Below are 25,154 nucleotides of genomic sequence, written 5' to 3' on the forward strand. Positions count from 1 at the left end.
TATTTTTTTATTCTTTGTAGGAGGTCATAAGAATGAAATTGCCCAAGGGAATTGATTTAATGCCAAGTGGCAAATATAAGGCGACGGCTAGCATTGGGTCAGGTAGTACACGTAAACGTAAATCAAAAAGTTTTACGACGGTGAGTGATGCCAAAGCATGGTTACTGGAAATGAATGCCGATATGCATTCGGGGACAACTTATGTTGGCGATGATGTCAAAATTACAGATACTTATAATGAATGGGTGGCTACTTTTGTGACTAGTAAGGTCAGTCCAGCAACTGAAAAAGGCTATTATTTTACAGGAAAGATCCTCGCAAAATATTGTGAAGGTTGGTTAGTGAAAATACTAGATCGTCGACATTGCCAAAAGTTGTTCAATCAATTAATTGCTGATAACTATACCAAAAATACAATTAAGAAAATCAAGGTACATGTCGGTAAGTATTGTCGCAGTTTAGTCACAGAGGGGGTTATCAAGCGAAACCCCATGCAAGAAATAGACATTCGAGGGGCTCGCTTAGGTAAGGATGCTAATCAAAAATTTATTAGTATCGGTCAGTACAAGCAGTTGTTGCAAACACTAAAGCAACGACCAATATCACAGATGACACCCTACACGATGGTTATACTGGTTATTTTGTGTACCGGTATGCGAGTAAGTGAGGCCATTGACTTACGGCAGGATGATCTTGACGAAATCAAACTGACGTTACGCGTTGACTCAAGTTATTCACGAACGGTGCACGATAGTAAAGCACCTAAGACCAAAAATTCATATCGGACCATACCGATACCTAGATTTTTATTGCAACGTTTAAGAGAATGGCGGTTTGAACAGAATCGCTTGTTAATGCTGAATGGTCATCGAAATCACGAGCAGCATTTATTCATCACCAAATTTGGTAATGTACCCGATGCAAGTAGTGTAAATTACTATGTACAAAAACTAGAACATACAATCTGTCAGATACCAGTGGGGCAAACAACTTCAACACATTCACTTCGACATACTTATGCGAGCTACTTATTATCACGTGAAGGTGGTAATCAGTCGTTACAGTATGTCGCCAATGTATTAGGTGATACCCAAGCAATGGTACAAGAAGTGTATGCACACTTGATGCCAGAAGAAAAAGCATCACAAGCCAATGTGGTTCGTGATGCTTTGGAAGTTATTTAATATGGGTTAATTGTCGTGCATATCACCTTTTGTGTAAATTTTTTTAACCGACAGCTTATTTGGATTGCCTTCAGTTGAAGAAATAGTAGTAGAAAGCATATTGCTTTCTTTTTTTAGTGCAATCAAATCTAAAATATCCTGGGCGGTAATAACAACATCAGTATTTAAAAGACTATTCATCATACGCTCAAGGAATAAACCATCTTGGTCAGTTAGTAGCGGGTCGCAAGAGTTCGCAAGCATGCCAAAGTTTACGTTCTTGTATTCATGCAAGAACATGAACAGCTTGGATGACCATTCTTTAGTTGTTGCGTAAAGCAGCCAAGTATCAATTGGGGCACGGGTAATTGACCTATCAGCATTTGCCAAATTAAGAAGTACTGGTTGATTACGCAATAGGTCAAAAGTATAGTTAAATTTTCTAATGCCCAAACGAATATTCTGCATTTTAGTGTTGAAATCTTGAATTATGTGATTATCAGTAAAGTTATATGGGTCTAATAGCGCAGACAAATCACCAGGGATAAAGTCATTCAACTGATCTAAAATAGCAGAAAATTGTTCAATATCACGGATCGAGGCCGCTTTAATTTGATGATTCAGGTACATAGTGGCTGCTGCAAATTTGAATTTACTGATTGAATTGATATTTGAATTATCGTTATTGAAAGAGGCTAGCTCTTGTAGGTCAGTTACGTCCAGGTGGTACAGGTCCAAGAAAGCTAATAATGCTTTTGTAATAAAAAATTGATTAGATTGTGTTACTGAAATTTGTGATAAATGTAACTCATTATCAGCATCCTCTCTGCTAAAGCAAACGTCCAAGGGCAAGGCCAATAAGAACATGCTGTAAATTTTAACTATTGAATTTAATAATGACAGTGGTTCTTTCAATTTGGTCTGCAAATCCGTAATTTCTTCAGAGAACGGCTGATTGTTGGTGATTGCAAATTGTTTTTGAGCATGCAAGTCATTTAAATCATCCCAAGTAGTTTCCTTGAAGTTATGATAATTAAAGTCACGCCTAAATCTTTGAATGGATTCACGATTTGATGGCAAAAGTTTCCTCCAGTCAGAAAATCGCTTGTCTAATATATCTTCAACGTATTGTCCAGGTAATGCGTGGAATATAAATAATGGAATTAGTACAGCATCAATAGGTCCGTCTGTCTGTAACCCATAAAAGTCGTAAAAATTTTGACTCGTCCGTAACTGATTACGCCAATCATGATGATAAATTGGTTTAATATATAAATTTGAGTCTTTTCCATTATTTTTTAATTGCATAGCCATAGAAAATTTTCGAAGCTTTATTGTGTCTTCAAAAAAAGATTTATCAATTTCATTTGGCATATGTTTATTTGAGTAGGTACTAATGTTGATGATGGGGGTAGATTGATCATTGGGATAGTCAGTTTTCAGAGCAATATTTAAAGTTAAAAATAATGCGTTACCTTTTGAAAAAGCATACATAAATATCACTTCCTTATTTTTTTTTATACATAATGAATTGTGAGCATTTTACTAGTATTAACGCCCTCAGCAATTTTTTATAGAGTGCCATATGATTATGAATGTACCAAGGAATACGAATTGGTACTTTCTAAATCAGCGCTGATTTATGTTTTATTGTATAACAAATGAAGGGGATTTATATGGCTTTATTGAATATTGAAAAAAATTTAGTTGGTGTTGATCAAGGGTTTGATGAACTTATATTGCCGCTGCTTGATTCGACTGGTTTTTCTGTGGCTTACTTTCAAATATTGAATGACCACAATACTGGCAAGTTAGTTGTAGATGATTTGGTGGAGTTGCGAAGGTGGAGTACTGGCTTGTTAAACATACAAGGTAGGACGATTAATGAAGTTGATGGGACCGTGCATATTATTGGCAAGCATGAAGCCTACGCTAACATTCCAATGCAACTGACAACCAGAGCTCCGAACACACAGGGTATACCAAAATGGTGTAGGAATTATCTGGTTGCACCAACTGGAAGACGCTTTGTTGCCTTGGACATTGGCTCTGCTGAGCCTCGTGCGTTAGCTGGTGTTGCTGATGATGAAAAATTACGAATGGCAATCTCTGAAGGGTTGTACGAATCAGTGGGTAACTCTTTACTAGAGCACACGGGAATCGTAATACCACGTAAACTTGTGAAAGTTTTACTGCTAGGGTTCCTGTACGGACAATCCTCGAAGGGTGTAGCTAATACTCTGTCTGAAATGAAGTTAACTAATGAATTAACCAGGGAGGTATTTTTGGCACTGCAAAGTTTATTTCTAAAATCTAGATCTCTGTTGGAGCAAGTTAGCAAGATGCAGGTCGCCTTTTTACAAGGACGACCCTCTAAGATCGATGTTTCAGACAAACGACCTAATCAACGACGATCCTACTTGGCTTCCAGTATCATAGCGGCCCTGGTAAAACGTTGGGCAACTAGGCTTATTGAATTGAATCCAGAAATATGGATACATGAAATACCAAGGGATGCTTTGTGGTTAAGTATACCTGAATCAGAAACTGATGAAACAGTGCTCAATCAAGGCATTTTGGCATTGAAACAAGCAATTAACGATTGCAAATTTCAGTTCCCAATTGATGAACATATAATGACAATAAAAAATTTTGGAGGACAAGAATAATGAAAATTGGTAAGAATGTTACGCCACGATTGGTTAATGATAAGGAACCTGTAGCAGTTAAATTAGTAAGTTTAGATCCTTATACACAAATGAATTCATTTGGTGAGGTTGCCTGGCGGGCGTACATCCTTGAGTTGGTTCCTGAGGACACAAACATACGTCCGTTTAAAACACGGATGTATTTGGCTGACAAGACTGATGCCAGCTTCGAAAATATCGGTGATCGATTTTTGGCTATGATAGAACGCTTTAATGACTTTGCCGCAGAGCAATATGGTAAGGAAGAATACGATATTACTGACTTAATTGGGTCAACATTTGTAGTGGAAGTTACTTACAGTAAAGCAGGTCACTTGCCTTATATTAATTTAATTAAAATAAATTCAATGCCTGCATTAGAAGATAACGATAATAATGGGCATGGACTAGGTTATTTGGTGACTGAACATGAATAATATCAAAAGTAGAACTACTCTAATGGAGGATGTCGAAACATTCATTACACCCTTGTTATCCCAAGATAAAATTGTAGGGCTAACAGAATTTCGACCGTTAATACTAGCCGAATCACTTAAGGATCAACTTAAGCAAGCAAACATAACTACGCTTAATGATGCAGGTTCTAAACTGGTTAGCATATATGGCGAAAAATTAATTTCTTTTCTGAATGTTTACTTAGGTACTCTGGGCAAAAAGTTGGATTATCGTGATGGACATATTGAACAGGCAGACAATACCGCGGTTCAATTATTGAACGAGTTGTTGAAGGAGGCTTTGTTTGCACATTTAGGATTGCCACGTAACAGAAATGGCCATCAAACACCTATTGATGCTGGTAAAGCGGCCGTAGGTTTACGCTCGCTAATGGATGTCGTTACTTTAAAAACTGAATCACCGGTGGATGCTACTTCAGTACGCGTTTACAACGATAGGCTTCACTATTATCAAGCACTGCAATCTACATTTGGTAGCTTTTGGCTGACTCTGTTAACACGGATACTAGGAATCAAGGCCACTATTCAATCTGAAATAGAAACCTTGCTTGCATTAGCTAAGCTAGGGGAGAAGTTCGATTTTTCAGAGCTGAACAAGTCTTATACAACGCTATTAACCGGTGATCTTAATTTAAGCACGTTTGAACTAGAACCATTTGATGCCAGTCATATGACTTCCTATCAACTGAATTTAGCACCGAATTTAGATGCTCAAGTGATACCGCCTGCTTGGCAGAAGTATTTGGATGGACAATGGGAAAATGATGAAGAGACCGTTACGTTTATTCTGGAATGGTTAGCAACACATTTGCTTTTACAAAACCCAGGAAAGGTACTCTTTTTGTATTCGCCAGGTGGGTCAGGAAAGACACTACTGCTCGATGCAATCAGGGCAATGCTTTCACCACAGTTGACGGCAAGCGTGCCCACAGATCAACTGGATAGGCAATTTGGCTTGGAATACTTACTTCAAGGTGATCGTCAAACGGTAGTCAGAGCTAATTTGGTTGATGAAAATTCGTTGTATAAAAGCATCGATTGGTCGAAGATAAAACGTCTGGCAGATATTAATGCTGTGATGAATGTTGACCGCAAGAATACTAGCAGCTTGTTATTGCCTATGAATGTGCAATGTACATTTGCTATGAATTCATTGAATGTGCAGACCAACAATGTTGAAACAACGTATGCAGTACAACGTAAAGTTTGCTTGCTGAGGTTTGAAAAATCATTTTCTAAGGAAGAAATGGACGAGGGTCTTGGTCAAAGAATGATTGGCGAGTTACCACAGTTGGGTGGGTTACTAATTCAAACGTTAAAAGAAATGAAGGGACGCGGCGATATGGTTCCAAAAGAGAGCCATAAGATGTTGGCTGATAAGAAAGCATGGTTTGCTAGCATGACCCAGGATAATTCACCAGTGGCATCATTTGCAACAGAGAGATTACAGCAAAAGAATGATGAGAGTGTTACGCGTATTGAGCTCTTGGATGCATTTGTTGATTATTGTGTAAAAAGAGATATACCTAAAATTGGTTTTGATAGTCCCAGACGCTTTTTTCCTGAACTTCGACGAGTTTTGAAAAATAATGGTATCGAAGTCGTTGAAAATAATTCGCATACGTCACCTAAATTCTTAAACTTGATAATTACAGGAGATACAGACGATGAAGCAATTTGATGAGATGGGTGAAGCTAATGATAGCATGACACTAATTAGTGCTTCGCAAGCCGCCAAGCTGTTGGGAATATCACGGGCAACATTTAAACAATTATCTGACATGTATGATTTCCCACGAATTAAGGTAGGTCGGGCTATTAGATTTCCAAAGCAAGGTCTGTTGGATAAGGTAGACTATGTTGCAACTAACTATCGAGAGTTCTTATCACTTGATGATTTATTATAGGAAGGATAGGTGATATGCAAAAAATTAGTAGTGGCAAATACAAGGTTGTCATTTCTTCAGGTAGTGGTACTAATCGTGTCAGAAAGAGTCGGACTTTTGCAACTAAAAGGGAGGCGTTATCATGGGAAGGTAAGATGCAGCTATTACGTAGTACAACGCGCACAATAAACTATGCTAATGTGTCATTTTGTTCAGCGTTTGAAGTATTTATCTTAAAGTATAAGCGACCTGTGGTATCAGCAGCGACGTATAAGTCGTATGAGAGTACATTGCGAATGCTATCCAGACAAGTACCGGATCTGAAGTTGGGTAATTTGAATCATGATATGATGTATAAATTATTCAATAGATTAGGAAAATCTGGACTATCAAATCGTAGTTTGCGGAAACATAAGAGCAATATCAGCGCAGCTTTGAGCATGCTTGTCCAACATGGTGTCTTATTGAAAAACTATGTCGCCTTAGTTGATTGTCGAAGCGCTGCTAAAAATATGCCGCCAAAAGAGATGAGTGTGCTATCAATTACGCAATATAAGCGGTTGGTTGGTTATCTTAATCAAACAGAGGTATCAAGACTTGATTGTTGGCAAATGCTGATTTTAGTCATGTTGTCTACGGGGTTACGTACGCAGGAAGCACAAGCTCTAACTGCAGATTGCTTAGACCTAGATAATCAGACACTAACTGTTAAACAAGCCTGGTCTCGGGCAGGTCATTCGATAAAAGAGCCCAAAACAAGGCATTCATATCGGACCATCAAGATACCACAATCACTACTTAATAAGTTAGTGACTTGGGATAATATCCATAATCAGACTCATGATGATAACCAGCTGCTTATTAGGAATGCCAATGGTTGTGTACCTGATTCTGCAGCACTTAATTACCACTTTCGACAGATACAACAAGACGTTTTGGGAATGGATCCTAGTGATTGTATTGCACCGCATGGATTACGAAGGACGTTTGCTTCGGTCATGCTTTCCAAAGACTTTGGTAACATGAGTGTGGAGGTGGTTAGCCAAATATTGGGAGACACTATTACAGTGGTCAATGAATTCTATCGCAAGGTAATGCCGGAAACCAGCCATGCAGAAGTCTCTAACATGATTGAGCAATTGAATGATATAGCGTAAATGATCTAGTAAAGCACGGAGTGAATAGCTTCGTGCTTTTGTATTGGGGATGTCGGGGTAGTTGGGATGATGTTTCATACTAGCCTAACTCTCTGCTGTTGAAAAATGAGCCTATTTATATGTAGTAAATTGCGAAAAATATGTTAATATAATGTAAAAATGTAAATGGAGCAATAGATATGAGCAATTTGTTGATTATTGGTAACGGCTTTGATATGAAACATGGATTACAAACCGGATATGATTCTTTTAAGGACTATTTGGAGATTAAAAAAAAGTCTTGTTCAGATTTTGATAGTGTAAAAGAAAGTCCGGATGGTGATATCTATCTTGAGGAAGATGATGCAGCAACTATTCTTTTTGAATTATTGAATAATACTAATGAGGATTGGGCTGAATTTGAGAAAATGCTGGGATCAATAAACTATGAATATTTAGATAATCAGGTTCAACCCTTCTTTCAAAAGGACCGTTGGACGGGAGAACTAGATGAAAACTATTCTGCAAGTGATGAAAATGCTATCTCAGTATATGAGTGTCCATACTTGGCATTTAAATACCATTTAATTCCACTTTTTAAAGAATGGTTGGAATCTAAAGAAATTAAATCAAGTAAATTCGAAAAAAATAAGTTGGATGATATTAAAAAAAGTACGATAGATAAATTAATATCACCAGAAACATTAATAATAAATTTTAACTACACCAATACAGTAGAAAAATTATATGGTGAGAAATTAAATGAGAACAATGTCCTACATATTCATGGCACCATTGATAATGATGACATTGTTTTAGGACACTTAAAAGAGGGAAAAGTATTTGACAACAAATATTTTTCAGCATCAGAATATCAGAAAAAAATTTATGATTTATTGATTAAAAATACTGAAAAGGGTCAAGATGTTTTAAAAAGATTCATAGCAAATCATCAATTTGAAAAGGTTGATAAGGTGTATATTATCGGACACAGTGTATCTGAAGTTGACAAGGGATACTTTACTAAATTAGCGGGTAGTACATCGGATGTAACTTTGTTTTTGGATAAATATCAATATGAACATGCAGGTAAAAATAAGAACAAATTGTTTAATAGAATAGAAAATGTGTGGAATGATAATCGAAATGGGAATAACAAGGAGATTCAGATAAAGTGTATTGATCTTGAGAAATGATTTTTTGCTTATTCCAATTTAATGATTTAGTAGTTTAAATTAACTACAGCTAATACCTTTACTAAAATTTCGATAAATTTGGCTGCATCTGTGTAAAAGAACTATCCTTGATTGATGTCAAGACTGCTCAAAATTGACTTCAAAAAAGGCGCTTAATGGCACTTGGAAAAGGATACTTGTCGCTCGTATGTCGCTTGCTATCAACGTTTTCATTGAATTAATAAGCACCGATAAAGAACTCGTGAAGAATACAAAGAAATCATTGCTAAGTAATTAGCGATTGAAAGAACCTTACTAATTTCGGTTAGTAGGGTTCTTTTTTGTTGATATGATAGAGGGGATGATTATTAGTTATATGATTAGTGTTGGAGTATGAATAAATATTTTTAAGTTGATTTAGAAAAGTTAATACAAGCATTTTATAATTAAAAAGCATCAGAATGAAGACAAGGTTCTTCGTTCTGATGTTTATGCTTAACTGGATTTTGTTTTTATAGAAAACCTATTCTTAATCCGTGTTTTACTGTAACGTGTTTTTAAACTAATTTTTATACTTAAAGTGCCAATCAATTTAATTTACTGTCAGAATCACAGACTAAATATTGATTTCCCCATTTTTTCATTGCAAGAATAATTGGCATAAGTGATCGGCCCTCTTCAGTCAGGGAATATGAAGATGTCACTTGGTTATCATTGCTATATTTATTATTAAATACTAGCCCGTTGCTAATTAATCTATCTAGTTGTTGCTTGGGTACTTTTCGGCTGGCTAACATTGTCTTGTGTAATTCTTCAAAACGATACGGATGATTGGCAAGCGTCAACATGATGGTTGGCACCCATTTTTTACCAATCAAATTGGTAGTTGTTTCGACGGGACAACTAAATAATTGTTGATCTGCTAAGTATGTTTTTACCATGAAGAATACCTTATCTCTCTAGTTACTTTAAAGTTCCTAATTGTTTACTCGCTTCTCTGTAATTATACTATAGATAAAATTACTAAAAGACAAGGGGTCATTGATTATGAAACATTTTGAGAATATTATTATTGGCTTCGGTAAAGCCGGTAAGACACTTGCTGGATCATTAATAAAAAATGGACAAGAAGTTCTACTAATTGAAAAAGATTCTGCAATGTATGGTGGTACTTGTATTAATGTTGCTTGTCTACCGTCTAAGAATATGATAATCAATGCACAGCGCGGTACCGGCTATGATGAAGCAATCGCCACTAAAAGTAGACTGGTTGATAAATTAAGAAATAAAAATTATCATAAGGTTGCTGATCAAGAAAATGCCACAGTTTTAAGGGCTGATGTGTCGTTTATTGATGATTACACGATTGAGGTTAGTGATGATTCAGGACAAGAGACGGTGACTGGCGACAAAATTTTTATCAATACAGGGTCAACGCCTGTTTTGCCAAATGTTCAAGGGTTAAAAAATAGTCAGCATGTTTTTACATCTAAGACACTTTTAGACCAGACACAGCAAACTAAAAATATTGCTATCTTAGGTGATGGTCCAATTGGATTAGAATTTGCCGCAATGTATGCCAAATTTGGTAGCCAGGTTACGGTGGTTGGTCAAAATAAAATGATTCTAAATCAGCTTGAACCAGAAATAGCCAATGCAGCCAAGGAAGATATGATGACAGATGGCGTTCAATTTTTATTAAATAGCCAACTCACAAAAGTAACTGATATGGCTAACGGCATTATCTTAGATATCGATACGCCTAATGGCGGGCAAACTCTACATGTCGATGCCTTGTTGGTTGCCACAGGACGGCGTGCTAACACGGATGACCTTCATCTTGAACGTACTAACATCAAAACAGGAAGTCATGGTGAAATTCTTGTTAATGACGTATTAGAAACCAATGTCACTAATGTTTTTGCAATGGGGGATGTTAAAGGTGGTCCACAATTCACTTATATCTCATTAGATGATTGGCGTATTTTAAACAGTCAATTTTTTGGCGACCAGACGCGTACACGTGCTAATCGCCCCGTTTTTGCTAATACTATTTTCTTAAATCCAGCAATTAGCAGTGTTGGTCAAACTGAAGCCCAGTTGCAAAAGAAAGCGCAGCCTTACAAAATTTTCCAAATGCTCACTGCGGGGGTTCCGAAAGCACAAGTCATTGGAAATCCACGTGGTAGTTATAAAGTTCTTGTAGATGAAAAAAAACACCAGATACTTGGCGCAACGATTTATGCAGAAGAAGCATATGAGACAATCAATGTTATCAGTCTTGCCATGCAAAACAATTTACCAGCTGAAGCATTGCGAGATCAAATTTATACGCACCCCACTATGACTGAAGCGTTGAATGACCTTTTTGCTGAATTGTAGTATGTCAAAATTTGGTGAATAAAAATACCTTATAATGAAAAAGAACCTGACTAATTTCGGTTAGTCGGGTTCTTTTTTGTTGTTATTTTTAGTATTAAATAACAACACACATAACTTAAGTTTCAGTTGAGCCTAGTTTAACATTTATGAAAGTTCGTCCACATAGAATAAAATTATTCAAACCTCATAAATTATTCGGAAGTGGAGTCGGAAACATGAATTTTATTAAACGAGCAGGGATTACCCTGTGGGCCCGCAAAGGTCGGACCGTTTTGCTGGTAATTACTGCTAGTGTTGTTTTGATGTTTGTGATGGCAGGATTAATTATTCAAAATGCCGCATTAATGTCGGCAAAGACAGCTACTAATTCAATTGGTTCAACTGTTACCTTGTCACAAAATCGAGAAAAGATGATGCAAAAGATGCAGAAAAAAATGTCATCATCTTCGGCTGATGAGCAGCCAACTTTCACTCAGCCGACAACAACAATTGCAAAAGTTAAAAAGATTGCTGCACTCTCAAATGTTGCATCATACAATATATCAACCAGTGCTTCTGTTAACGCCAGTGGTTTCAATGCAGTTTCGACTTCGTCTGCATCAAGTCAAACTGGTATGGGCGGTCCCTTTGGTAACTCATCGAGTAATGGGAGCATCCAAATTAATGGTGTTAGTACAACAGCTGGTTCAGCAAATTTTTCGGATGGTACGGCTAAGATGATAAGTGGACGGGGATCAAGGCAAGCGATGAAAATAAAAATAATGTTGTCATCGAGTCAGAATTAGCCAGTGCTAATAATTTAAAGATAGGTGATCGCATTAAGTTTGCAAATACTTCAGATGCATCAAAGAAAACATCAGTAAAGGTTGTCGGTATTTACAACGCGAAAACTACTACGAATGGTTTTTCACACCAAGATCCTTCAAATACGATTTATGCCTCATTTACTTTGTCGAATGAATTGGCTGGTACTGAAGGAAAGGTTTCAAATGTGATCTACACGATGGCCGATTCATCAAAGACAAAAGCCTTCATTAAAGCAGCTAAACAGATTTTGAATGATTCAAACATGACGCTAACAAGTGATGCGGCGACATACAAGACGGCAGCAAAGCAAATGAAAGACGTTGCAAACTTTGCTTCAAAGATTATTTGGGTAGTTGCGATTGCTGGTGCGTTGATCCTTGGTTTGATTATTCTTTTAATGACGCGTGAACGTCGACATGAAATTGGTATTTTGGTTGCGTTGGGGGAGACTAAGGTTAAAGTAGTTGCCCAGTTGTTTACTGAATTGTTAATTGTTTTGGTTGTGGCGTTAGGGATTGCGACAGCTGCCGGAACAGCAGCTTCTGGACCAATTTCAGATCGCCTAGTTTCACAACAGCAAAGTTCACAACAGTTTGTGATGAAACAAGGTGCCCCCGGTGGGAATATGAATAAATCGGATCACCAAGGTAATAGCGCACCCGCTACTGGTAAAATAACTGATGGTGCAATGGACCAATCAACGACAAAACCAACGACTATTAATACTGTCTTAACGCCAATGGCAGTCGCTGAGTTAGGTGGCATCGCAATCTTGATTGCTTTGTTATCAGTTAGTGGCGCAGGCATAACCATTTTACGATTGAAACCGAAGAAAATATTACAAGCTGATTAACTAGAGAGCGAAGGAAGATGAAATGATATTAACCACTAAAAATTTGGCGCATTGGTATACTGATGAGTCCAGCAAGCTCTACAGTGATGTCAATTTAACATTTGGATCTAATAAGTTTTATGCGATCATTGGTGAGTCTGGCTCAGGAAAGACAACGATTTTATCATTTTTAGCTGGTTTAGATGTCCCACGCACAGGTGAAATAGCTATTGATGGGGTATCAATTAACAAAATTGGCTTAACCAAATACCGGCAACGTTATGTGGCAACGATTTTTCAATCGTATAATTTATTAACGTCAATGACAGCCTATCAAAATATTGAAACTGCTTTGGCAATAACGCGTTCGTCACATAAAGGTGATCGTCAGTATATTTTAGAGCAGTTAGCTCGAGTTGGTATAAGCCAAGCGCAAGCCTTTAAAAATGTTCAGAAACTTTCTGGTGGTGAACAGCAACGTATTGCTATCGTGCGAGCGTTACTTGTTGATGCACCGATTGTTGCGGCTGATGAAGCGACAGGAAACTTAGACCATGAGAATTCAGGAGTCATTGTTAACTTGTTTAAAGAGCTAGCCCATGATTACGGTAAAATGGTCATTTTAATTACGCATGATCGCGAGATTGCCAAAGAAGCAGATGTTCAAATAGAATTGAAAAATCGTCAATTTACAGTCTTGTAAAGAATACATCTTTAGCAAAAAAAGGTTGAAACGTTTTTGCCTGTTTCAACCTCTTTGTTATTTATTGATAATTTATTTAAAGGGGAGCCATTCTCTAATAATAGGTGTACGATAAAGAGAGTATTTCTTCAGGAGGGAATAGTTATGGTAAATATGTGGGTTCATTTTGTGACATGGATCGTCTTAATTATCGTTGTGGCAATCGCAGTTTTTAGCACAAATCAGAAGGTTAGTGTCATTAGTATGATGATTGCCCGTCTTTCTTACATCGTGGCAATCATAACAGGGATTGGGCTGTTTCAATATGCTTATCAATCAAGTCCGGTATTAACAATTGTTAAAATCATTTTTGCTATCTTATTGATGGGCATTATCGAAATGAGTTTTGCTAAGAAAAAGCAACAACGGTTAAACAGAAACTTTGTGATAGGCGTTATAATTCTAATTTTATTGTTGGGACTATTTGGTATTTACTTAGCAAGTGGTTTCCCTTTTTAAATATTTAATTTGATAAAAGGTTGAAACGATACAATGTTTCAGCTTTTTTTAGTTGCTTTGGATTGCATAATCAGTGAAATGGTCCGTGAATCTTTGTTCGCATATTGTATACTAGAATTATGAAAAATTCTGCAGTAGAAAAATTTAATGTAACCGATTTGACAGAAAATCAAAGACAGCAATTAACTAAGATAGAAGGTTTTGTCCAACGGCAATTGCAACAATCCGAGTCTAGTATCGCCGTCATTGAAGGAGCTGCTGGGACTGGGAAAAGTGTCATCTTAACAAAATTATTTGAAAAATTACAGACGGGGGCTAAAAATCCGGCCAGCCCATATTATGGATTAAAAAATAAGTTTACAGTGAATCATCCAGAGCTACTGAAGGTTTACCAAGAGTTATCGACAACCATTCCTAGTTTAAAAAAGGGCGACTATATTCGGCCAACGTCTTTAATCAATCAGGCACATAAAAATAACCAACGTTATGATGTCATCGTTGTTGATGAAGGTCATTTACTACTTTCTAAGCCGGAACCCTATATTCGATTTACACAGGATAACCAGTTGAGCGAATTAATTAAACTGGCAAAAGTGGTGATTGTTGTGTTTGATTTCCAACAAGTCATGCAATCAAAAATGTTTTGGAATCGTTCATTATTAGAAAAGTGCCTAGCGCCGTATCCGCATCAAACATTTAATTTAACGATGCAGTATCGCATGCAAGCACCAGCCAGTGTGCAAGCTTGGATAAAATCACTGGCAGCTGGACATCTATCAGCCTTACCAAAGGATTTGGGCGACTATGATTTAAGAATTTTCTCGCGAGCAGCTGATATGTATGAATTGATCAAGGAGAAAAACGAGTCGTTTGGCTTGTCACGTATGTTAGCAACAACGGGGTTTATTAAACGAACAGCAAACGAACACAATGTTTACCTCGACGATTTTGACTTACCTTGGGATGAATATGATGTTCAAACGACGCCTTGGGCAGAACGACCAGAGTCTATTTATGAGGTTGGATCAATTTATACGATTCAAGGATTTGATTTGAATTATGCAGGGGTAATTTTAGGACCACCTTTTAGATACGATGAGGCGAATGATCAATTATATATTGATACAGATAAAGTGACTCATCGTGAAATATATAAGAAAACTCCTCATATTACTGATGAAAAATCCATGCAGCAGATGAAACAATCAGTTATGTTTCATGTGTTGAACGTTGTATTAACGCGTGGCACCAGGGGGTTATATTTAACGGCAGCAGATGACGACCTACGGCAACGTCTTGAGCGGTTATGAAGCGCAAAAAGTGGTTAGGACATTTATTTGTCCCAACCACTCCATGCTTTGGATACAGGAGAACAGTTAGGGGTATTACGCTACTGTTATCCCGTATGAATTTAGTATACGCTAAACTTTGCTCAATGGGTAACAAATTGCGAGATTATATCAAAGCAATCGTTGCAATAGTGAAACAATTATTAAAAATAAGTGAGGTATCATAGTGGGATTTTTGACGGAAGAAGAGCTACAAAATACTTTTGCATTAGCTAGTGATGCGGTTTATTTTGCAACACCTGATGGGCAGACGAAGTATTATGGTTTTGGAAAGCAGGCTGAATTAATTGGTGCTTCTTTTGATCAGGTACAAGAGTGGCTAACAACCCTTAAAAAGGATGAACCAAAACCAGTATTTGGTGGTTTTGCCTTTGATGACCAGCAAAATGCTGATTCAGAATTGATGAATGGTTATTTCATGCAACCAGCAATTGTCTATGATGTTGTTAATCATAAAAGCAGCGGTCAACCAATTGATTTGGTGCGCCACCAAACCAGTTTTAATACCACTATTAAGCAAATTACGGACGAAATTGATTGGCCAGTACGCATCCAAGAAGCGATTGATGATATGAAGCAAAATAAACAACATGCAAAAGTTGTGTTGGGACGTCAGCGTCAAGTTGCTTTATCAGATCCATTAGATGAAAAGCAATTGCTTAAAAAGTTACAAAATTCACAATCAACGAGTTATCAATTTGTTTTAAAACATTGTGACGAGTTATTTGTATCTGCAACACCAGAACGATTAGTTAAAATAACTAATGGTCAACTAGCAACAGCGGCTGTTGCGGGTACGATTAAGCGTGGTACCGATGTGGCGAGTGATCAAGCACTAGCTGATACATTATGGCATGATACAAAGAATCGAATTGAACATGAAACGGTCGTTGCCACGATTAAGGAGCGCCTGCAAGCGGCGCAAGTGCAAGCATTGACGGTACCAGATGAACCACAAATTATGAAAAATCCGCAGGTACAACACTTGTATACGCCAATTACTGGCCAATTAGCACCTGATTCAAACCTGTTACAGATTGCAGCAGCACTACATCCGACACCTGCATTAGGTGGTAAGCCACGTGATTGGGCACTTGCAGAAATTGCCCAGATTGAAAAACAACCAAGAGGTCTATTCAGTGGGCCAGTTGGGATGATTGATCCTGATGGCGATGGCGAATTTATTGTTGGTATTAGATCGATGTGGTACCGTGAAAACCTGGCAACTTTATTTGCTGGCGCAGGTATTTTAGCTGATTCGGATGCGCAAATGGAGTACCAAGAAACGGCATTAAAATTATTACCAATGATGAACTTATTGAAGGAGCAAACAGAAAATGACGGATAGCTTAACACGCAACATTAAACATTTACTAACGTCCCTTGTTTTACAAGGTGTGCACGACTTTGTGGTTTCACCGGGTTCAAGAACAACCCCGGTGGCATTATTACTAGCAGAAATGCAACAAGTTCGTGATGACGTGCGCGTGACAGTTGATGTCGATGAACGTTCGGCAGCTTTTTTTGCGCTAGGTATTGCTAAAACTGCGCATCAACCCGTTGTCTTACTGGCTACTTCAGGAACGGCGACTGGTAATTATTTACCAGCCTTTATGGAAGCTAGTATTTCACACATTCCATTGATTGCGTTGACAACTGATCGACCAACCGAATTACAACAAATCGGCGCCCCCCAAACGGTGCATCAAGAACATTTATATGGTAATCATGCAAAGGCCTATACTGCTATTGAAATGCAAGATGATCATGCAGATGTGACGGCATATATTGACTATCACGTACAGGAATTAGTTGGTCGTGCATTAACACAGCCAATGGGACCCATCCAAATCAACTTACCTTTGCGAAAGCCACTGATGCCTAAGTTGGGTGAAGCATGGCCGGATGTAACACCACAAAGAATTTTAGTTGGCCAACGTCAAGCAGGGTGGCAAGATATTCAAGCCATTGCGGCATTGTTACGAAAGCCAAAGGCTATGATGTTATTAGGACCAGATGAAATTGGTTGGCAGACTGAAAAAATAGAACAATTAGCAGCTCACTATCAACTGCCTGTTTTGGCTGATATTTTGAGTAATTTCCGTCCCAGTCAGTATGCCGTTAATGGTATTGATAGTCTAATAGCGGCTGATGTCATTGATGATTCACTAATACCGGATGTTGTCCTCCGCTTTGGTGGTACACCGGTTTCAGCAAAAGTCATTACGTGGTTACGTGAGAAAGAAATTCCAGTTATTCAAATTGGTCAGGAACATGCAGGTCATGACCATGGCCGTCATACGCATACGACGGTGGTTGCGGACCCAGATACCGTCATATCTGACTTATTAGCTGAACCGGGCGTTAAAAATGCGAATTTCTTGAAAAAGTGGCAAGATTTGACTGATAAATTAATGTCAGTTGTGACAGCAGAGGCATCTAACGCAGTGGAATATCAAGTGCCAACGGCATTAGCGGAATTACCAGAAAATGCCAAGTTATTCATTGCAAATTCAATGCCAATCAGAGATATGGATAATTATTTTGTCCCTAAGCAACGGTTTCAGATTGCTGCTAATCGTGGTGCCAACGGAATCGATGGCACAGTCTCTTCTGCATTTGGGATGGCAATGTCCGGACAGCCAACGACTTTATTAACGGGTGATTTGACATTATTCCATGATATGAATGGGTTAATGTTAAGTCATCAGGCACATGTGCCCATGACGATCGTCGTTGTTAATAATCAGGGTGGTGGCATTTTTTCATTTTTGCCACAGTCTGAGGCAGCAGCCTACTTTGAACCGATGTTTGGGACGCCATTACCAATTGTGATTGAACGAATAGCCCGCTTGTATGATGCCGAATATAAATTAGTCGACGATCTTGCATCCTTATCAGAGTTAATACGCAAGCCAGCTACTCGCTTGCGTATCATTGAAATTCAGAGCAACCGTCAAAAGAATGTTACCGCTCATCGTGATTTGACCACGGCGATTAACGAGGCTTTATCATGAAAAAGAAGGTCTCCATCAATGGTTACGAGTACGAATTAGAAATTAAAGGCACTGGCCGACCTACCTGGCTATTTTTACATGGCTTTATGGGGAGTTTGGCAGACTATCAAGGCATTACCCCCACTGGTACGCGCATTTATTTGAACTTATTCGGCTTTGGAGCTAAATCACAGACAGTGAAGCAGCCCAAACGTTTCATGGTTCGACAACAAGTGTCCGATATCTACCAATTATTAGATAAACTGGCCATTGACCAAGTGAATTTAGTGGGGTATTCAATGGGTGCTAGATTAGCGCTCGCTATGGGTATAATGATGCCTGAGCGAATCAATCATTTGGTCTTAGAGAGCGGTACGGCCGGATTGCCAACACAATCAATGCGGCAACAACGTATTATTGCAGATACGCATAAGGCAGAACATGTGGTGCAGGTAGGTATGCCAACATTTATTCATGAATGGGAGCAGTTACCACTCTTTAAAAGCCAACAAAATATGTCTATGCAGCAACAATCATTTATGCATGAGCAACGTATTAATCAAAATGCACAAAATGTTGCCAATTCACTACGCTTTTTTGGTACGGGAGCGATGCCTAATCTATGGTCAGAATTAGCGTATGTGAAACTACCGGTTACTTTAATTACTGGGACGGGTGATTATAAATTTACTCGTATCAATAAAAATATGCAGGAGCGATTACCTAACGTCCAATGGCAGCAAGTACCTCACGCAGGACACAATGTTCATTTCGAACAACCCAGTCAAGTGACTGCTATTTTGAACGGTATTAATAATTAATTTGCATCTTGGGAGGTGTTTGGTTTGCAGGTGAAAGAAATCAAGATTTATCCGCTCGCATTGATGATGAAATCGCCATTTAAAACGGCTCATGGGACGACATTAAAGCGGCCGCTGACGTTAGTTGCGATTACCTTAATGAATGGCATCACGGGTTATGGTGAAATTCAATCATTTGCGGATGATCAATATGCGCCTGAAACACATGCTCAGTCTTTATCAGTGGTGCGACGTTTGAGCAAGGATTTGCTAACCCGTCATTTTGAGACACCGTTTGCGGTTGCGACATGGCTAGCGAATCAGGCGGATCAATCATTTGCCAAGGCTGCTATTGAAATGGCGGTTTGGGATGCCTATGGTAAACAGGTACAACAACCACTATGGACGATGCTGGGCGGGCAGCAACAACAAATTGCTGTCAGTTCGGTTGTCGGGATGCAGACCAATTGGCAACAAACGTCCCATTTAGTCAACAGGCTGAATCAGCAAGGTTATCAACGGATAAAAATTAAAATTAATCAACAGACGGATATCACGGCTATTAGACAATTAGTGGCAGAATTTCCGCAGCAAATGTTTTCATTGGACGCCAATGCCTCATGGGCAACAACTGATATTGAGCGGTTAAAGGCATTAGATCAGGCTGGTTTAGCCTTGATTGAGCAGCCGTTTCAATCCAACGCCTGGACTGAACATAAGTTTGCACAACAGCAATTGACGCAGTTACAGTTAAGTTTGGATGAATCATTAAATAGTTTAGCCGATGTGGACTATGCCATTGCAAATCGAACGACGCGGGCGTTAACCATTAAGCAAGGCAAGTTGGGCGGCATTGCATCAGCGCGCCAAGCCATTATGTCAGCAACCCAGGCCCAATTGAATCCATGGATAGGTGGTATGTTAGGCAGTGGTTTGGGACGAGCAGTGGATTTAGCGTTAGCTAGCTTACCAGGCGCAAATCAAGTACCGGCTGACAGTGCCCAATTTGATCATTATTTTGAAGCTGATATTGGGAAAAATTTACCATATGTGCAACAAGGTACCTTACCTTTGCCTGCCGAAAATGGTATCGGTGTGTCAATTGATTGGCCAACGGTGGCCAAATATCTAGTACATGAACCAATTGTTTACCAATAAGCAAGTGTTACAATTTGATATAATAGAAGTAATATAGAAATGAGGGCTACTATGACAACGAGAATTGAAAATGTACGACAAGTATTTACACCCTTAAAAATTGATGGGGTGTTAGTGGCTGATGGTACTAATATGCAATATTTGACGGGCTTTACTGGTGGTACTGGGGATGGACTTGTCCTGGTTGGCCCGGAAAAGGCGGCTTTGATTACAGATTCGCGGTATGAAGATGCCTATCGTGATCAATTACCAGCAGGTGTTGAACTACTAGTGACCCGCAATTACTGGGGTGTCGCCATGGCTGCGGCACGTCGTTTTAAAATTGAAAAACTGGGATTTGAAGATACCCTGGCTTTCCGGGATTTTGATTATATTGATGAAAATTTCGTTGGGACTGACATTGCGCCAGTACCTGATTTAATTGAAGCTCTACGCGAAATTAAAGATGACAGCGAATTAGACAAGTTGCGCCATGCTGCTGATGTTGCGGTGGCTGGCTTTAATGACTTATTATCAGAATTACACGTTGGTATGACTGAGCGTGAAGTTGCTAACTTATTAGATTATAAAATGAAACAACACGGTGCTGATAAACCATCATTCGATACAATTGTTGCGTCAGGATATCGTGGTGCTTTACCACATGGTACTTATTCAGATAAGCCAATTGCTGAGGGCGAGTTAGTGACAATTGATTTTGGTTATTATGTTGATGGCTATACGTCTGATATTACTCGTACGATTGCTTTTGGTGAATTAGATGATGAATCACAGAAGATTTATGACGTTGTGTTACGTGCACAAAAAGCAACCATTGCCGTTACTAAGGACGGGGTTTCAGTCAGTCACTTGGATGATGTGGCTCGTCAAATTATTACCGAAGCTGGTTATGGTGAGCAATACACACATTCGACAGGTCATGGTGTTGGACTAGATATTCATGAAGGACCAATTCTTTCTGGACATGCACCAGTAGAAGACCAAGTTAAAGCGGGCATGATTTTAACGATTGAGCCAGGCATTTATCTTAGTGGCAAAGGTGGCGTTAGAATAGAAGATGATGTTATCGTAACATCAGATGGTTATGAAAACTTGACTGAGGGCATCACAACCGATTTGATTGTGATTGATAAATAATATGGCATTAGAATACTTAACTTTTTATCAAGGTAATTTAGCAACAGGTTTTGATTACATCTATGCTAAGAAGGTTGCAAGTCACGCATTTTATGTGAATGCACCAGCGAGTCTTGGTGCATCCATCATGGATATTACAGCAGATAGTTTTGATTTTTCACAAGAGAATCATTTGAAAATTTTAACTGATAAGGATTTGCGTCAGTTTTCATCAGTTTGGCAGAACATTACTTTTCAGTGGCCAAATATTGAGCGTCAACTGACAATGATTACGGCTGATTGGCAGTCAGAATATCAGCAACAAGTCCCAGGACCAGTTAAAGAATGGGGCTTAACGATGAAGTGGTCTGATAATGAAAAGCCCCACCAAATAATTGGTTATAATGATTATCCGGAGAATTTTTCTCAGTTGGTCCAGTGGTTAAATAGTTACGCTGGTGGTAAGTTGCGTTAAGAAAAGAGGTTGATGATGGACTTTTTTACGGCAGATACCCATTTCTATCATGAGAAATTATTATTAAGCCAACATTTTTTACCACGTCCATATGACAATTTAGCAGACGAACATGCTGGATTGATTAAAGTTTGGAATCAACGGGTTGATGAAAATGATACGGTCTATCATCTTGGTGATATCGCCATGATGAATCATGTCCGTCCGGAGAAACATGCTCATGAACTGGTGGCGGACATTTTAAATCAACTGCAGGGGCATATTGTGTTCATTAAAGGCAATCATGATTCACGATCATTGTTTAAGTACTTAACGGCACATAATCCTGTTTTAGCAGATGGCCGTGCAAAGTTTGATTTTGAAGATGTTGGCCGTATCGTGAAAGCCAATCATCATCAATTCTTTTTGACACATTACCCGTTGATTCTAGGGCAAACGCAAAATAGTATCAATTTACATGGACACATTCACCATACAATGGTCGCCGTCCCCGAGAATATTAATGTTGGCGTTGATAGTGCTGATTTAGATTACTTAACAATCAGCGAAAAGCCAGTTTGGGGCAGCCCCTTATCTTTAGAAGAGATTGAAATGATGATGCAGCGTAAAAAAGATGATTTTGCAAAACGGAGGTAAAAGAATGTCGGACAAAATTTCAATTCTCCATACCAATGACTTGCATTCACATTTGGAACGATGGCCAAAAATTCGCCGTCATTTGTTGACTCGTAAACGTCAATTAATTCGAGATGGACGCAGTGTCTTAACTTTTGATATTGGTGATTTTATGGATCGACAACATCCATTAACTGAAGCAACCTTTGGCCAAGCGAATGTTAGCTTAATGAATGAAATTGGTTACGATGCCGTTACCATTGGTAATAATGAGGGGTTAGGGCTAAATCATGATCAACTCAATCATTTATATGATGAGGCTAAGTTTCCGGTCATTTTAGGCAATTTACGTGATCGGCAGACCGATGAATTGCCTAGTTGGGCAATCCCATATCACATTATTACAACTCATGAAGGTACTCGTATTGGTGTTTTAGGTTTTACGGCACCATTTGAATTAACCTATCCCTTATTAGGCTGGACACCAGAACAAGTTGATGCTGCGCTAGCTAAAATATTACCGGAACTAGCTGGTAAAACAGATTTTAATATCTTGCTATCCCATTTGGGACTACCGGTGGATCGTTATATTTCTGAAAGATATAGTGAGATACAGGTGATTATTGGTGCCCATACTCATCACTTACTAGAGCATGGTGAGAAGCATGCTAACTCATTACTTGCAGCAGCGGGTCGTTATGGTGATCATATTGGTCGCATTGATCTCGAATTTGCTGATGGCAAGTTGATTAATATGCAAGCTCGTACAATCGTGACGGATGATTTACCACCTGTTTATGGAGATGAAGTAGAAATTAATGGTTATCAGGCGAGTGGTGAAGAGCAATTGACCAAACGAGTGGTTGCTACTTTGCCAGCTGATTATCATATGGAGTTAGGAATTGATCATCAGTTGATTGACTTGGGCTTGGCGGCATTAATGGACTGTACAAAAACTGACATTGCCATGTTATCAACGGGAATGTTTTTACATGACTTACCCGCTGGTGTGGTGACAGCTAATGATTTGCATGCTTTACTACCGCATGCCGTTCATCCAATGCGGACGATTTTACAAGGACGTGAATTATGGCGTTTGGTGCATGAAGTGTTGAAAAACCAACGCTTTTTGGAGAACCATCGCTTAAAGGGCATGGGATTCCGTGGTAATTTGTGGGGTCGAGTTGTTTGGTCAGGTCTAACTGTTGATGACAATGGCGATGTCTTGATTCATGACAAACCACTTGAAATGGATACCTATTATACAATTGGCGGTTTGGACCACTATTTGTTTATTCCATATTTCCCAACCTTGGAAATTATGGGCCAAAATACGTTATCGTACGATACTGTATTAAGAGAAGACTTTGCAAACTACCTACATAAGGAATTTGCACCATAATTATAGAAAGAAAAACTATGAATCGAGAACGCATGAAAGAGCTAGCTGATGCGCAATTTATTGAACGTCAGGCTAGTACAGCAATTACAACGGGAGATACGCCAGAAGATATCTTTATCAATGAGCGGCCATATCGATTATTAAAAAACTATCGAGACGCTTATGATCAACAAAAGATGGCAGCTCGTTTTAGTGATTTCCTAGAAAAGTATGATTTTATTGTGGGCGATATTGCAGCAGATCAATTGCGGTTACAGGGATTTTACAAGGATGGGACCAAGGGCATTGCCCGGAGTCAACAAATTTCATCATTACAGGATTTTTTGTATGAAGAAGCAAATTTTGGAGCACCCTACTTTGTATTAGAAAATTTGAATCCGCACGAAGTTGTTGACCCGGCGGACAAGGAAAACGCCAAACCTAAGCGCCGTCGTCGCCAACATCGCAATGGGAATAACGGTGGTGCAAAAGCTAAACATGGTAACAAGCAACATAACCATAGTAATCAGCATCGCGACAATAAGAAACATAAAAATACGCCAGCCACGAAGGAAAAAGTTAACTCAGGAAATCATCCTGAAAAGCATGTGGCTAATCGTTCAAATTCTGTGGCGTCTTCTGATTCAAAGAAACGTCGTCATTTCCAAGTAAGAGAGCGGTCAAAAAATAAGACAAAGGGAAAAGAATAACATGGCAACACAGTATGATGGTTATTTAATTGATTTAGATGGTACGATCTATCAAGGGACCAAGAAAATTCCTAGTGGTCGTCGTTTTATCAGTCGGCTAGCAGCTAATGATACAAAATATCTGTTTGTCACTAATAATTCAACGAAAACACCGGAAGCTGTCGCTGAAAATTTAACTAATAATCATCAGATTCCAACGACGCCTGAGCAAGTTTATACTTCTGGCATGGCGTTGGCTGATTATTTAGCAAAGTTTGACCATATTCATCGAGTACTAATGATTGGTGAGGAAGGCCTTGAACAGGCTTTGTTAGACAAGGGATTTGAATTAGTGACTGAAGCACCGGCAGATGCAGTGGCCATTGGTTTAGACAGATCAGTTACTTATGAAAAAATTCTCCAAGGTACCTTAGCGATTCAACAAGGGGCAATGTTTGTTGCAACGAATCCAGATACTAATTTGCCAACAGAGCGGGGGATGGTACCTGGTGCCGGTTCGGTGGTTGCCTTCTTGGCAACTGCAGTGAGACCAGCCCCAGTCGTCATCGGTAAGCCAGAGCATATTATTATGGACGGTGCCCTAGAAAAACTACAACTTAAACGTGATGAAGCGATTATGGTTGGAGATAACTATAATACAGATATCAAAGCCGGGTTAAGTGCGGACATCGATACATTATTAGTTTATTCGGGTGTCTCGAAAAAAGCTGATGTGTTGCAGCAAGCCAAGCAACCGACACATTGGGTTGACTCATTAGATGATTGGACCATTGAAAAATAACATCGACGTATCGTCAGTCTGGTTAATA

The 25,154-nt window shown here is 38.8% G+C and carries 25 protein-coding genes and 1 pseudogene; 24 read left to right on the forward strand and 2 right to left on the reverse strand.

Annotated features, from left to right (window positions below; genetic code table 11):
* Positions 1–32: 32 nt before the first annotated feature.
* Positions 33–1,184 (forward strand): tyrosine-type recombinase/integrase, encoded by a 1,152-nt coding sequence (locus FFM62_RS07125; RefSeq protein WP_115470296.1) that lies wholly within the window; start codon positions 33–35, stop codon positions 1,182–1,184.
* A gap of 6 nt (positions 1,185–1,190) precedes the next feature.
* Here the strand turns inward: FFM62_RS07125 and FFM62_RS07130 are convergent, their stop codons facing one another.
* Entirely contained in the window at positions 1,191–2,657 is a 1,467-nt protein-coding gene (locus tag FFM62_RS07130) for a hypothetical protein (protein ID WP_115470297.1), read from the reverse strand.
* Positions 2,658–2,839: 182 nt separating this feature from the next.
* Here FFM62_RS07130 and FFM62_RS07135 point away from each other — a divergent pair, with 182 nt between their 5' ends.
* From FFM62_RS07135 to FFM62_RS07160, 6 genes are all read left to right on the forward strand, one after another.
* On the forward strand, positions 2,840–3,832 hold the full coding sequence (locus tag FFM62_RS07135) for a DNA polymerase (RefSeq protein WP_165845853.1): 993 nt from the start codon (positions 2,840–2,842) through the stop codon (positions 3,830–3,832).
* Positions 3,832–4,287, forward strand: coding sequence for a hypothetical protein (locus FFM62_RS07140; protein ID WP_115470299.1), 456 nt, complete (start codon positions 3,832–3,834; stop codon positions 4,285–4,287). Before FFM62_RS07135 ends, FFM62_RS07140 begins: the two co-directional genes overlap by 1 nt.
* A complete protein-coding gene (locus tag FFM62_RS07145; RefSeq protein WP_115470300.1) occupies positions 4,280–6,007 on the forward strand; it encodes a hypothetical protein in 1,728 nt (575 codons plus the stop codon). The genes FFM62_RS07140 and FFM62_RS07145 overlap by 8 nt, the downstream gene beginning before the upstream one ends.
* Complete coding sequence (locus FFM62_RS07150) at positions 5,994–6,233, forward strand: helix-turn-helix domain-containing protein (protein WP_115470301.1); 240 nt, start codon at positions 5,994–5,996, stop codon at positions 6,231–6,233. The genes FFM62_RS07145 and FFM62_RS07150 overlap by 14 nt, the downstream gene beginning before the upstream one ends.
* Before the next feature lie 14 nt (positions 6,234–6,247).
* Positions 6,248–7,369, forward strand: coding sequence for a tyrosine-type recombinase/integrase (locus FFM62_RS07155; protein WP_115470302.1), 1,122 nt, complete (start codon positions 6,248–6,250; stop codon positions 7,367–7,369).
* A gap of 179 nt (positions 7,370–7,548) precedes the next feature.
* Positions 7,549–8,544: an AbiH family protein gene (locus FFM62_RS07160; RefSeq protein ID WP_115470303.1), complete on the forward strand. Its 996-nt coding sequence runs from the start codon at positions 7,549–7,551 to the stop codon at positions 8,542–8,544.
* Positions 8,545–9,110: 566 nt separating this feature from the next.
* On the opposite strand, the gene FFM62_RS07165 is transcribed toward FFM62_RS07160, so the two are convergent.
* Positions 9,111–9,464, reverse strand: a complete 354-nt coding sequence (locus FFM62_RS07165) for a winged helix-turn-helix transcriptional regulator (protein ID WP_115470304.1) — start codon at positions 9,462–9,464, stop codon at positions 9,111–9,113.
* Positions 9,465–9,570: 106 nt separating this feature from the next.
* Here FFM62_RS07165 and FFM62_RS07170 point away from each other — a divergent pair, with 106 nt between their 5' ends.
* The 17 genes and pseudogenes from FFM62_RS07170 to FFM62_RS07240 all read left to right on the forward strand — a co-directional run bounded on the left by FFM62_RS07170 (position 9,571) and on the right by FFM62_RS07240 (position 25,126).
* Positions 9,571–10,905 (forward strand): FAD-dependent oxidoreductase, encoded by a 1,335-nt coding sequence (locus FFM62_RS07170; RefSeq protein ID WP_115470305.1) that lies wholly within the window; start codon positions 9,571–9,573, stop codon positions 10,903–10,905.
* Positions 10,906–11,120: 215 nt separating this feature from the next.
* Positions 11,121–11,690, forward strand: a complete 570-nt coding sequence (locus FFM62_RS10310; RefSeq protein ID WP_240005928.1) for a hypothetical protein — start codon at positions 11,121–11,123, stop codon at positions 11,688–11,690.
* A gap of 20 nt (positions 11,691–11,710) precedes the next feature.
* Positions 11,711–11,896 (forward strand): annotated as a pseudogene (locus tag FFM62_RS10490) (ABC transporter permease); the annotation flags it as partial.
* Entirely contained in the window at positions 11,897–12,565 is a 669-nt protein-coding gene (locus tag FFM62_RS10315; RefSeq protein ID WP_240005929.1) for an FtsX-like permease family protein, read from the forward strand.
* 22 nt (positions 12,566–12,587) lie between these two features.
* Positions 12,588–13,247, forward strand: a complete 660-nt coding sequence (locus FFM62_RS07180) for an ATP-binding cassette domain-containing protein (protein ID WP_115470306.1) — start codon at positions 12,588–12,590, stop codon at positions 13,245–13,247.
* A gap of 144 nt (positions 13,248–13,391) precedes the next feature.
* On the forward strand, positions 13,392–13,745 hold the full coding sequence (locus FFM62_RS07185) for a YisL family protein (RefSeq protein ID WP_115470307.1): 354 nt from the start codon (positions 13,392–13,394) through the stop codon (positions 13,743–13,745).
* A gap of 119 nt (positions 13,746–13,864) precedes the next feature.
* Positions 13,865–15,055, forward strand: coding sequence for a DUF2075 domain-containing protein (locus FFM62_RS07190; RefSeq protein ID WP_115470308.1), 1,191 nt, complete (start codon positions 13,865–13,867; stop codon positions 15,053–15,055).
* Between the two features lie 205 nt (positions 15,056–15,260).
* Positions 15,261–16,442 (forward strand): isochorismate synthase, encoded by a 1,182-nt coding sequence (locus FFM62_RS07195; RefSeq protein WP_240005930.1) that lies wholly within the window; start codon positions 15,261–15,263, stop codon positions 16,440–16,442.
* Positions 16,432–18,111, forward strand: a complete 1,680-nt coding sequence (menD, locus tag FFM62_RS07200) for a 2-succinyl-5-enolpyruvyl-6-hydroxy-3-cyclohexene-1-carboxylic-acid synthase (protein ID WP_115470310.1) — start codon at positions 16,432–16,434, stop codon at positions 18,109–18,111. The genes FFM62_RS07195 and menD overlap by 11 nt, the downstream gene beginning before the upstream one ends.
* Positions 18,108–18,911, forward strand: coding sequence for a 2-succinyl-6-hydroxy-2,4-cyclohexadiene-1-carboxylate synthase (gene menH, locus FFM62_RS07205; protein WP_115470311.1), 804 nt, complete (start codon positions 18,108–18,110; stop codon positions 18,909–18,911). Before menD ends, menH begins: the two co-directional genes overlap by 4 nt.
* Before the next feature lie 30 nt (positions 18,912–18,941).
* Complete coding sequence (gene menC / locus FFM62_RS07210) at positions 18,942–20,048, forward strand: o-succinylbenzoate synthase (protein WP_240005933.1); 1,107 nt, start codon at positions 18,942–18,944, stop codon at positions 20,046–20,048.
* 39 nt (positions 20,049–20,087) lie between these two features.
* The gene (locus FFM62_RS07215; RefSeq protein WP_338117861.1) at positions 20,088–21,185 is read left to right on the forward strand and encodes a M24 family metallopeptidase; all 1,098 of its coding nucleotides are present in this window, start codon (positions 20,088–20,090) and stop codon (positions 21,183–21,185) included.
* Between the two features lies 1 nt (position 21,186).
* Positions 21,187–21,639 (forward strand): phosphoesterase, encoded by a 453-nt coding sequence (locus tag FFM62_RS07220; RefSeq protein WP_115470313.1) that lies wholly within the window; start codon positions 21,187–21,189, stop codon positions 21,637–21,639.
* Between the two features lie 15 nt (positions 21,640–21,654).
* Positions 21,655–22,275, forward strand: a complete 621-nt coding sequence (locus FFM62_RS07225) for a metallophosphatase (protein ID WP_115470314.1) — start codon at positions 21,655–21,657, stop codon at positions 22,273–22,275.
* Positions 22,276–22,279: 4 nt separating this feature from the next.
* A complete protein-coding gene (locus FFM62_RS07230) occupies positions 22,280–23,656 on the forward strand; it encodes a bifunctional metallophosphatase/5'-nucleotidase (RefSeq protein WP_115470315.1) in 1,377 nt (458 codons plus the stop codon).
* 17 nt (positions 23,657–23,673) lie between these two features.
* The gene (locus tag FFM62_RS07235; RefSeq protein WP_115470316.1) at positions 23,674–24,345 is read left to right on the forward strand and encodes a YutD family protein; all 672 of its coding nucleotides are present in this window, start codon (positions 23,674–23,676) and stop codon (positions 24,343–24,345) included.
* Between the two features lies 1 nt (position 24,346).
* Positions 24,347–25,126 carry a TIGR01457 family HAD-type hydrolase gene (locus tag FFM62_RS07240; RefSeq protein ID WP_115470317.1) on the forward strand — a complete coding sequence of 260 codons (780 nt, stop codon included), beginning with the start codon at positions 24,347–24,349 and terminating at the stop codon, positions 25,124–25,126.
* Positions 25,127–25,154 lie beyond the last annotated feature (28 nt).

Origin of the sequence: Weissella thailandensis, from assembly GCF_005405465.1 — a bacterium.
Taxonomy (GTDB): domain Bacteria; phylum Bacillota; class Bacilli; order Lactobacillales; family Lactobacillaceae; genus Weissella; species Weissella thailandensis.

Excerpts from the sequence above, each read along its gene's own strand:
- FFM62_RS07180 (WP_115470306.1), top strand. The coding sequence starts at position 12,588 with ATGATATTAACCACTAAAAATTTGGCGCATTGGTATACTGATGAGTCC.
- FFM62_RS07130 (WP_115470297.1), bottom strand. The coding sequence starts at position 2,657 with ATGTATGCTTTTTCAAAAGGTAACGCATTATTTTTAACTTTAAATATT.
- FFM62_RS07190 (WP_115470308.1), top strand. The coding sequence starts at position 13,865 with ATGAAAAATTCTGCAGTAGAAAAATTTAATGTAACCGATTTGACAGAA.
- FFM62_RS07160 (WP_115470303.1), top strand. The coding sequence starts at position 7,549 with ATGAGCAATTTGTTGATTATTGGTAACGGCTTTGATATGAAACATGGA.
- FFM62_RS07125 (WP_115470296.1), top strand. The coding sequence starts at position 33 with ATGAAATTGCCCAAGGGAATTGATTTAATGCCAAGTGGCAAATATAAG.
- FFM62_RS07230 (WP_115470315.1), top strand. The coding sequence starts at position 22,280 with ATGTCGGACAAAATTTCAATTCTCCATACCAATGACTTGCATTCACAT.
- FFM62_RS07155 (WP_115470302.1), top strand. The coding sequence starts at position 6,248 with ATGCAAAAAATTAGTAGTGGCAAATACAAGGTTGTCATTTCTTCAGGT.
- FFM62_RS07185 (WP_115470307.1), top strand. The coding sequence starts at position 13,392 with ATGGTAAATATGTGGGTTCATTTTGTGACATGGATCGTCTTAATTATC.
- FFM62_RS07170 (WP_115470305.1), top strand. The coding sequence starts at position 9,571 with ATGAAACATTTTGAGAATATTATTATTGGCTTCGGTAAAGCCGGTAAG.
- FFM62_RS07150 (WP_115470301.1), top strand. The coding sequence starts at position 5,994 with ATGAAGCAATTTGATGAGATGGGTGAAGCTAATGATAGCATGACACTA.
- FFM62_RS07240 (WP_115470317.1), top strand. The coding sequence starts at position 24,347 with ATGGCAACACAGTATGATGGTTATTTAATTGATTTAGATGGTACGATC.
- FFM62_RS07235 (WP_115470316.1), top strand. The coding sequence starts at position 23,674 with ATGAATCGAGAACGCATGAAAGAGCTAGCTGATGCGCAATTTATTGAA.
- FFM62_RS07225 (WP_115470314.1), top strand. The coding sequence starts at position 21,655 with ATGGACTTTTTTACGGCAGATACCCATTTCTATCATGAGAAATTATTA.
- FFM62_RS07220 (WP_115470313.1), top strand. The coding sequence starts at position 21,187 with ATGGCATTAGAATACTTAACTTTTTATCAAGGTAATTTAGCAACAGGT.
- FFM62_RS07140 (WP_115470299.1), top strand. The coding sequence starts at position 3,832 with ATGAAAATTGGTAAGAATGTTACGCCACGATTGGTTAATGATAAGGAA.
- menH (WP_115470311.1), top strand. The coding sequence starts at position 18,108 with ATGAAAAAGAAGGTCTCCATCAATGGTTACGAGTACGAATTAGAAATT.
- FFM62_RS07135 (WP_165845853.1), top strand. The coding sequence starts at position 2,840 with ATGGCTTTATTGAATATTGAAAAAAATTTAGTTGGTGTTGATCAAGGG.
- FFM62_RS07215 (WP_338117861.1), top strand. The coding sequence starts at position 20,088 with ATGAGGGCTACTATGACAACGAGAATTGAAAATGTACGACAAGTATTT.
- FFM62_RS07165 (WP_115470304.1), bottom strand. The coding sequence starts at position 9,464 with ATGGTAAAAACATACTTAGCAGATCAACAATTATTTAGTTGTCCCGTC.
- FFM62_RS07145 (WP_115470300.1), top strand. The coding sequence starts at position 4,280 with ATGAATAATATCAAAAGTAGAACTACTCTAATGGAGGATGTCGAAACA.
- FFM62_RS10310 (WP_240005928.1), top strand. The coding sequence starts at position 11,121 with ATGAATTTTATTAAACGAGCAGGGATTACCCTGTGGGCCCGCAAAGGT.
- menD (WP_115470310.1), top strand. The coding sequence starts at position 16,432 with ATGACGGATAGCTTAACACGCAACATTAAACATTTACTAACGTCCCTT.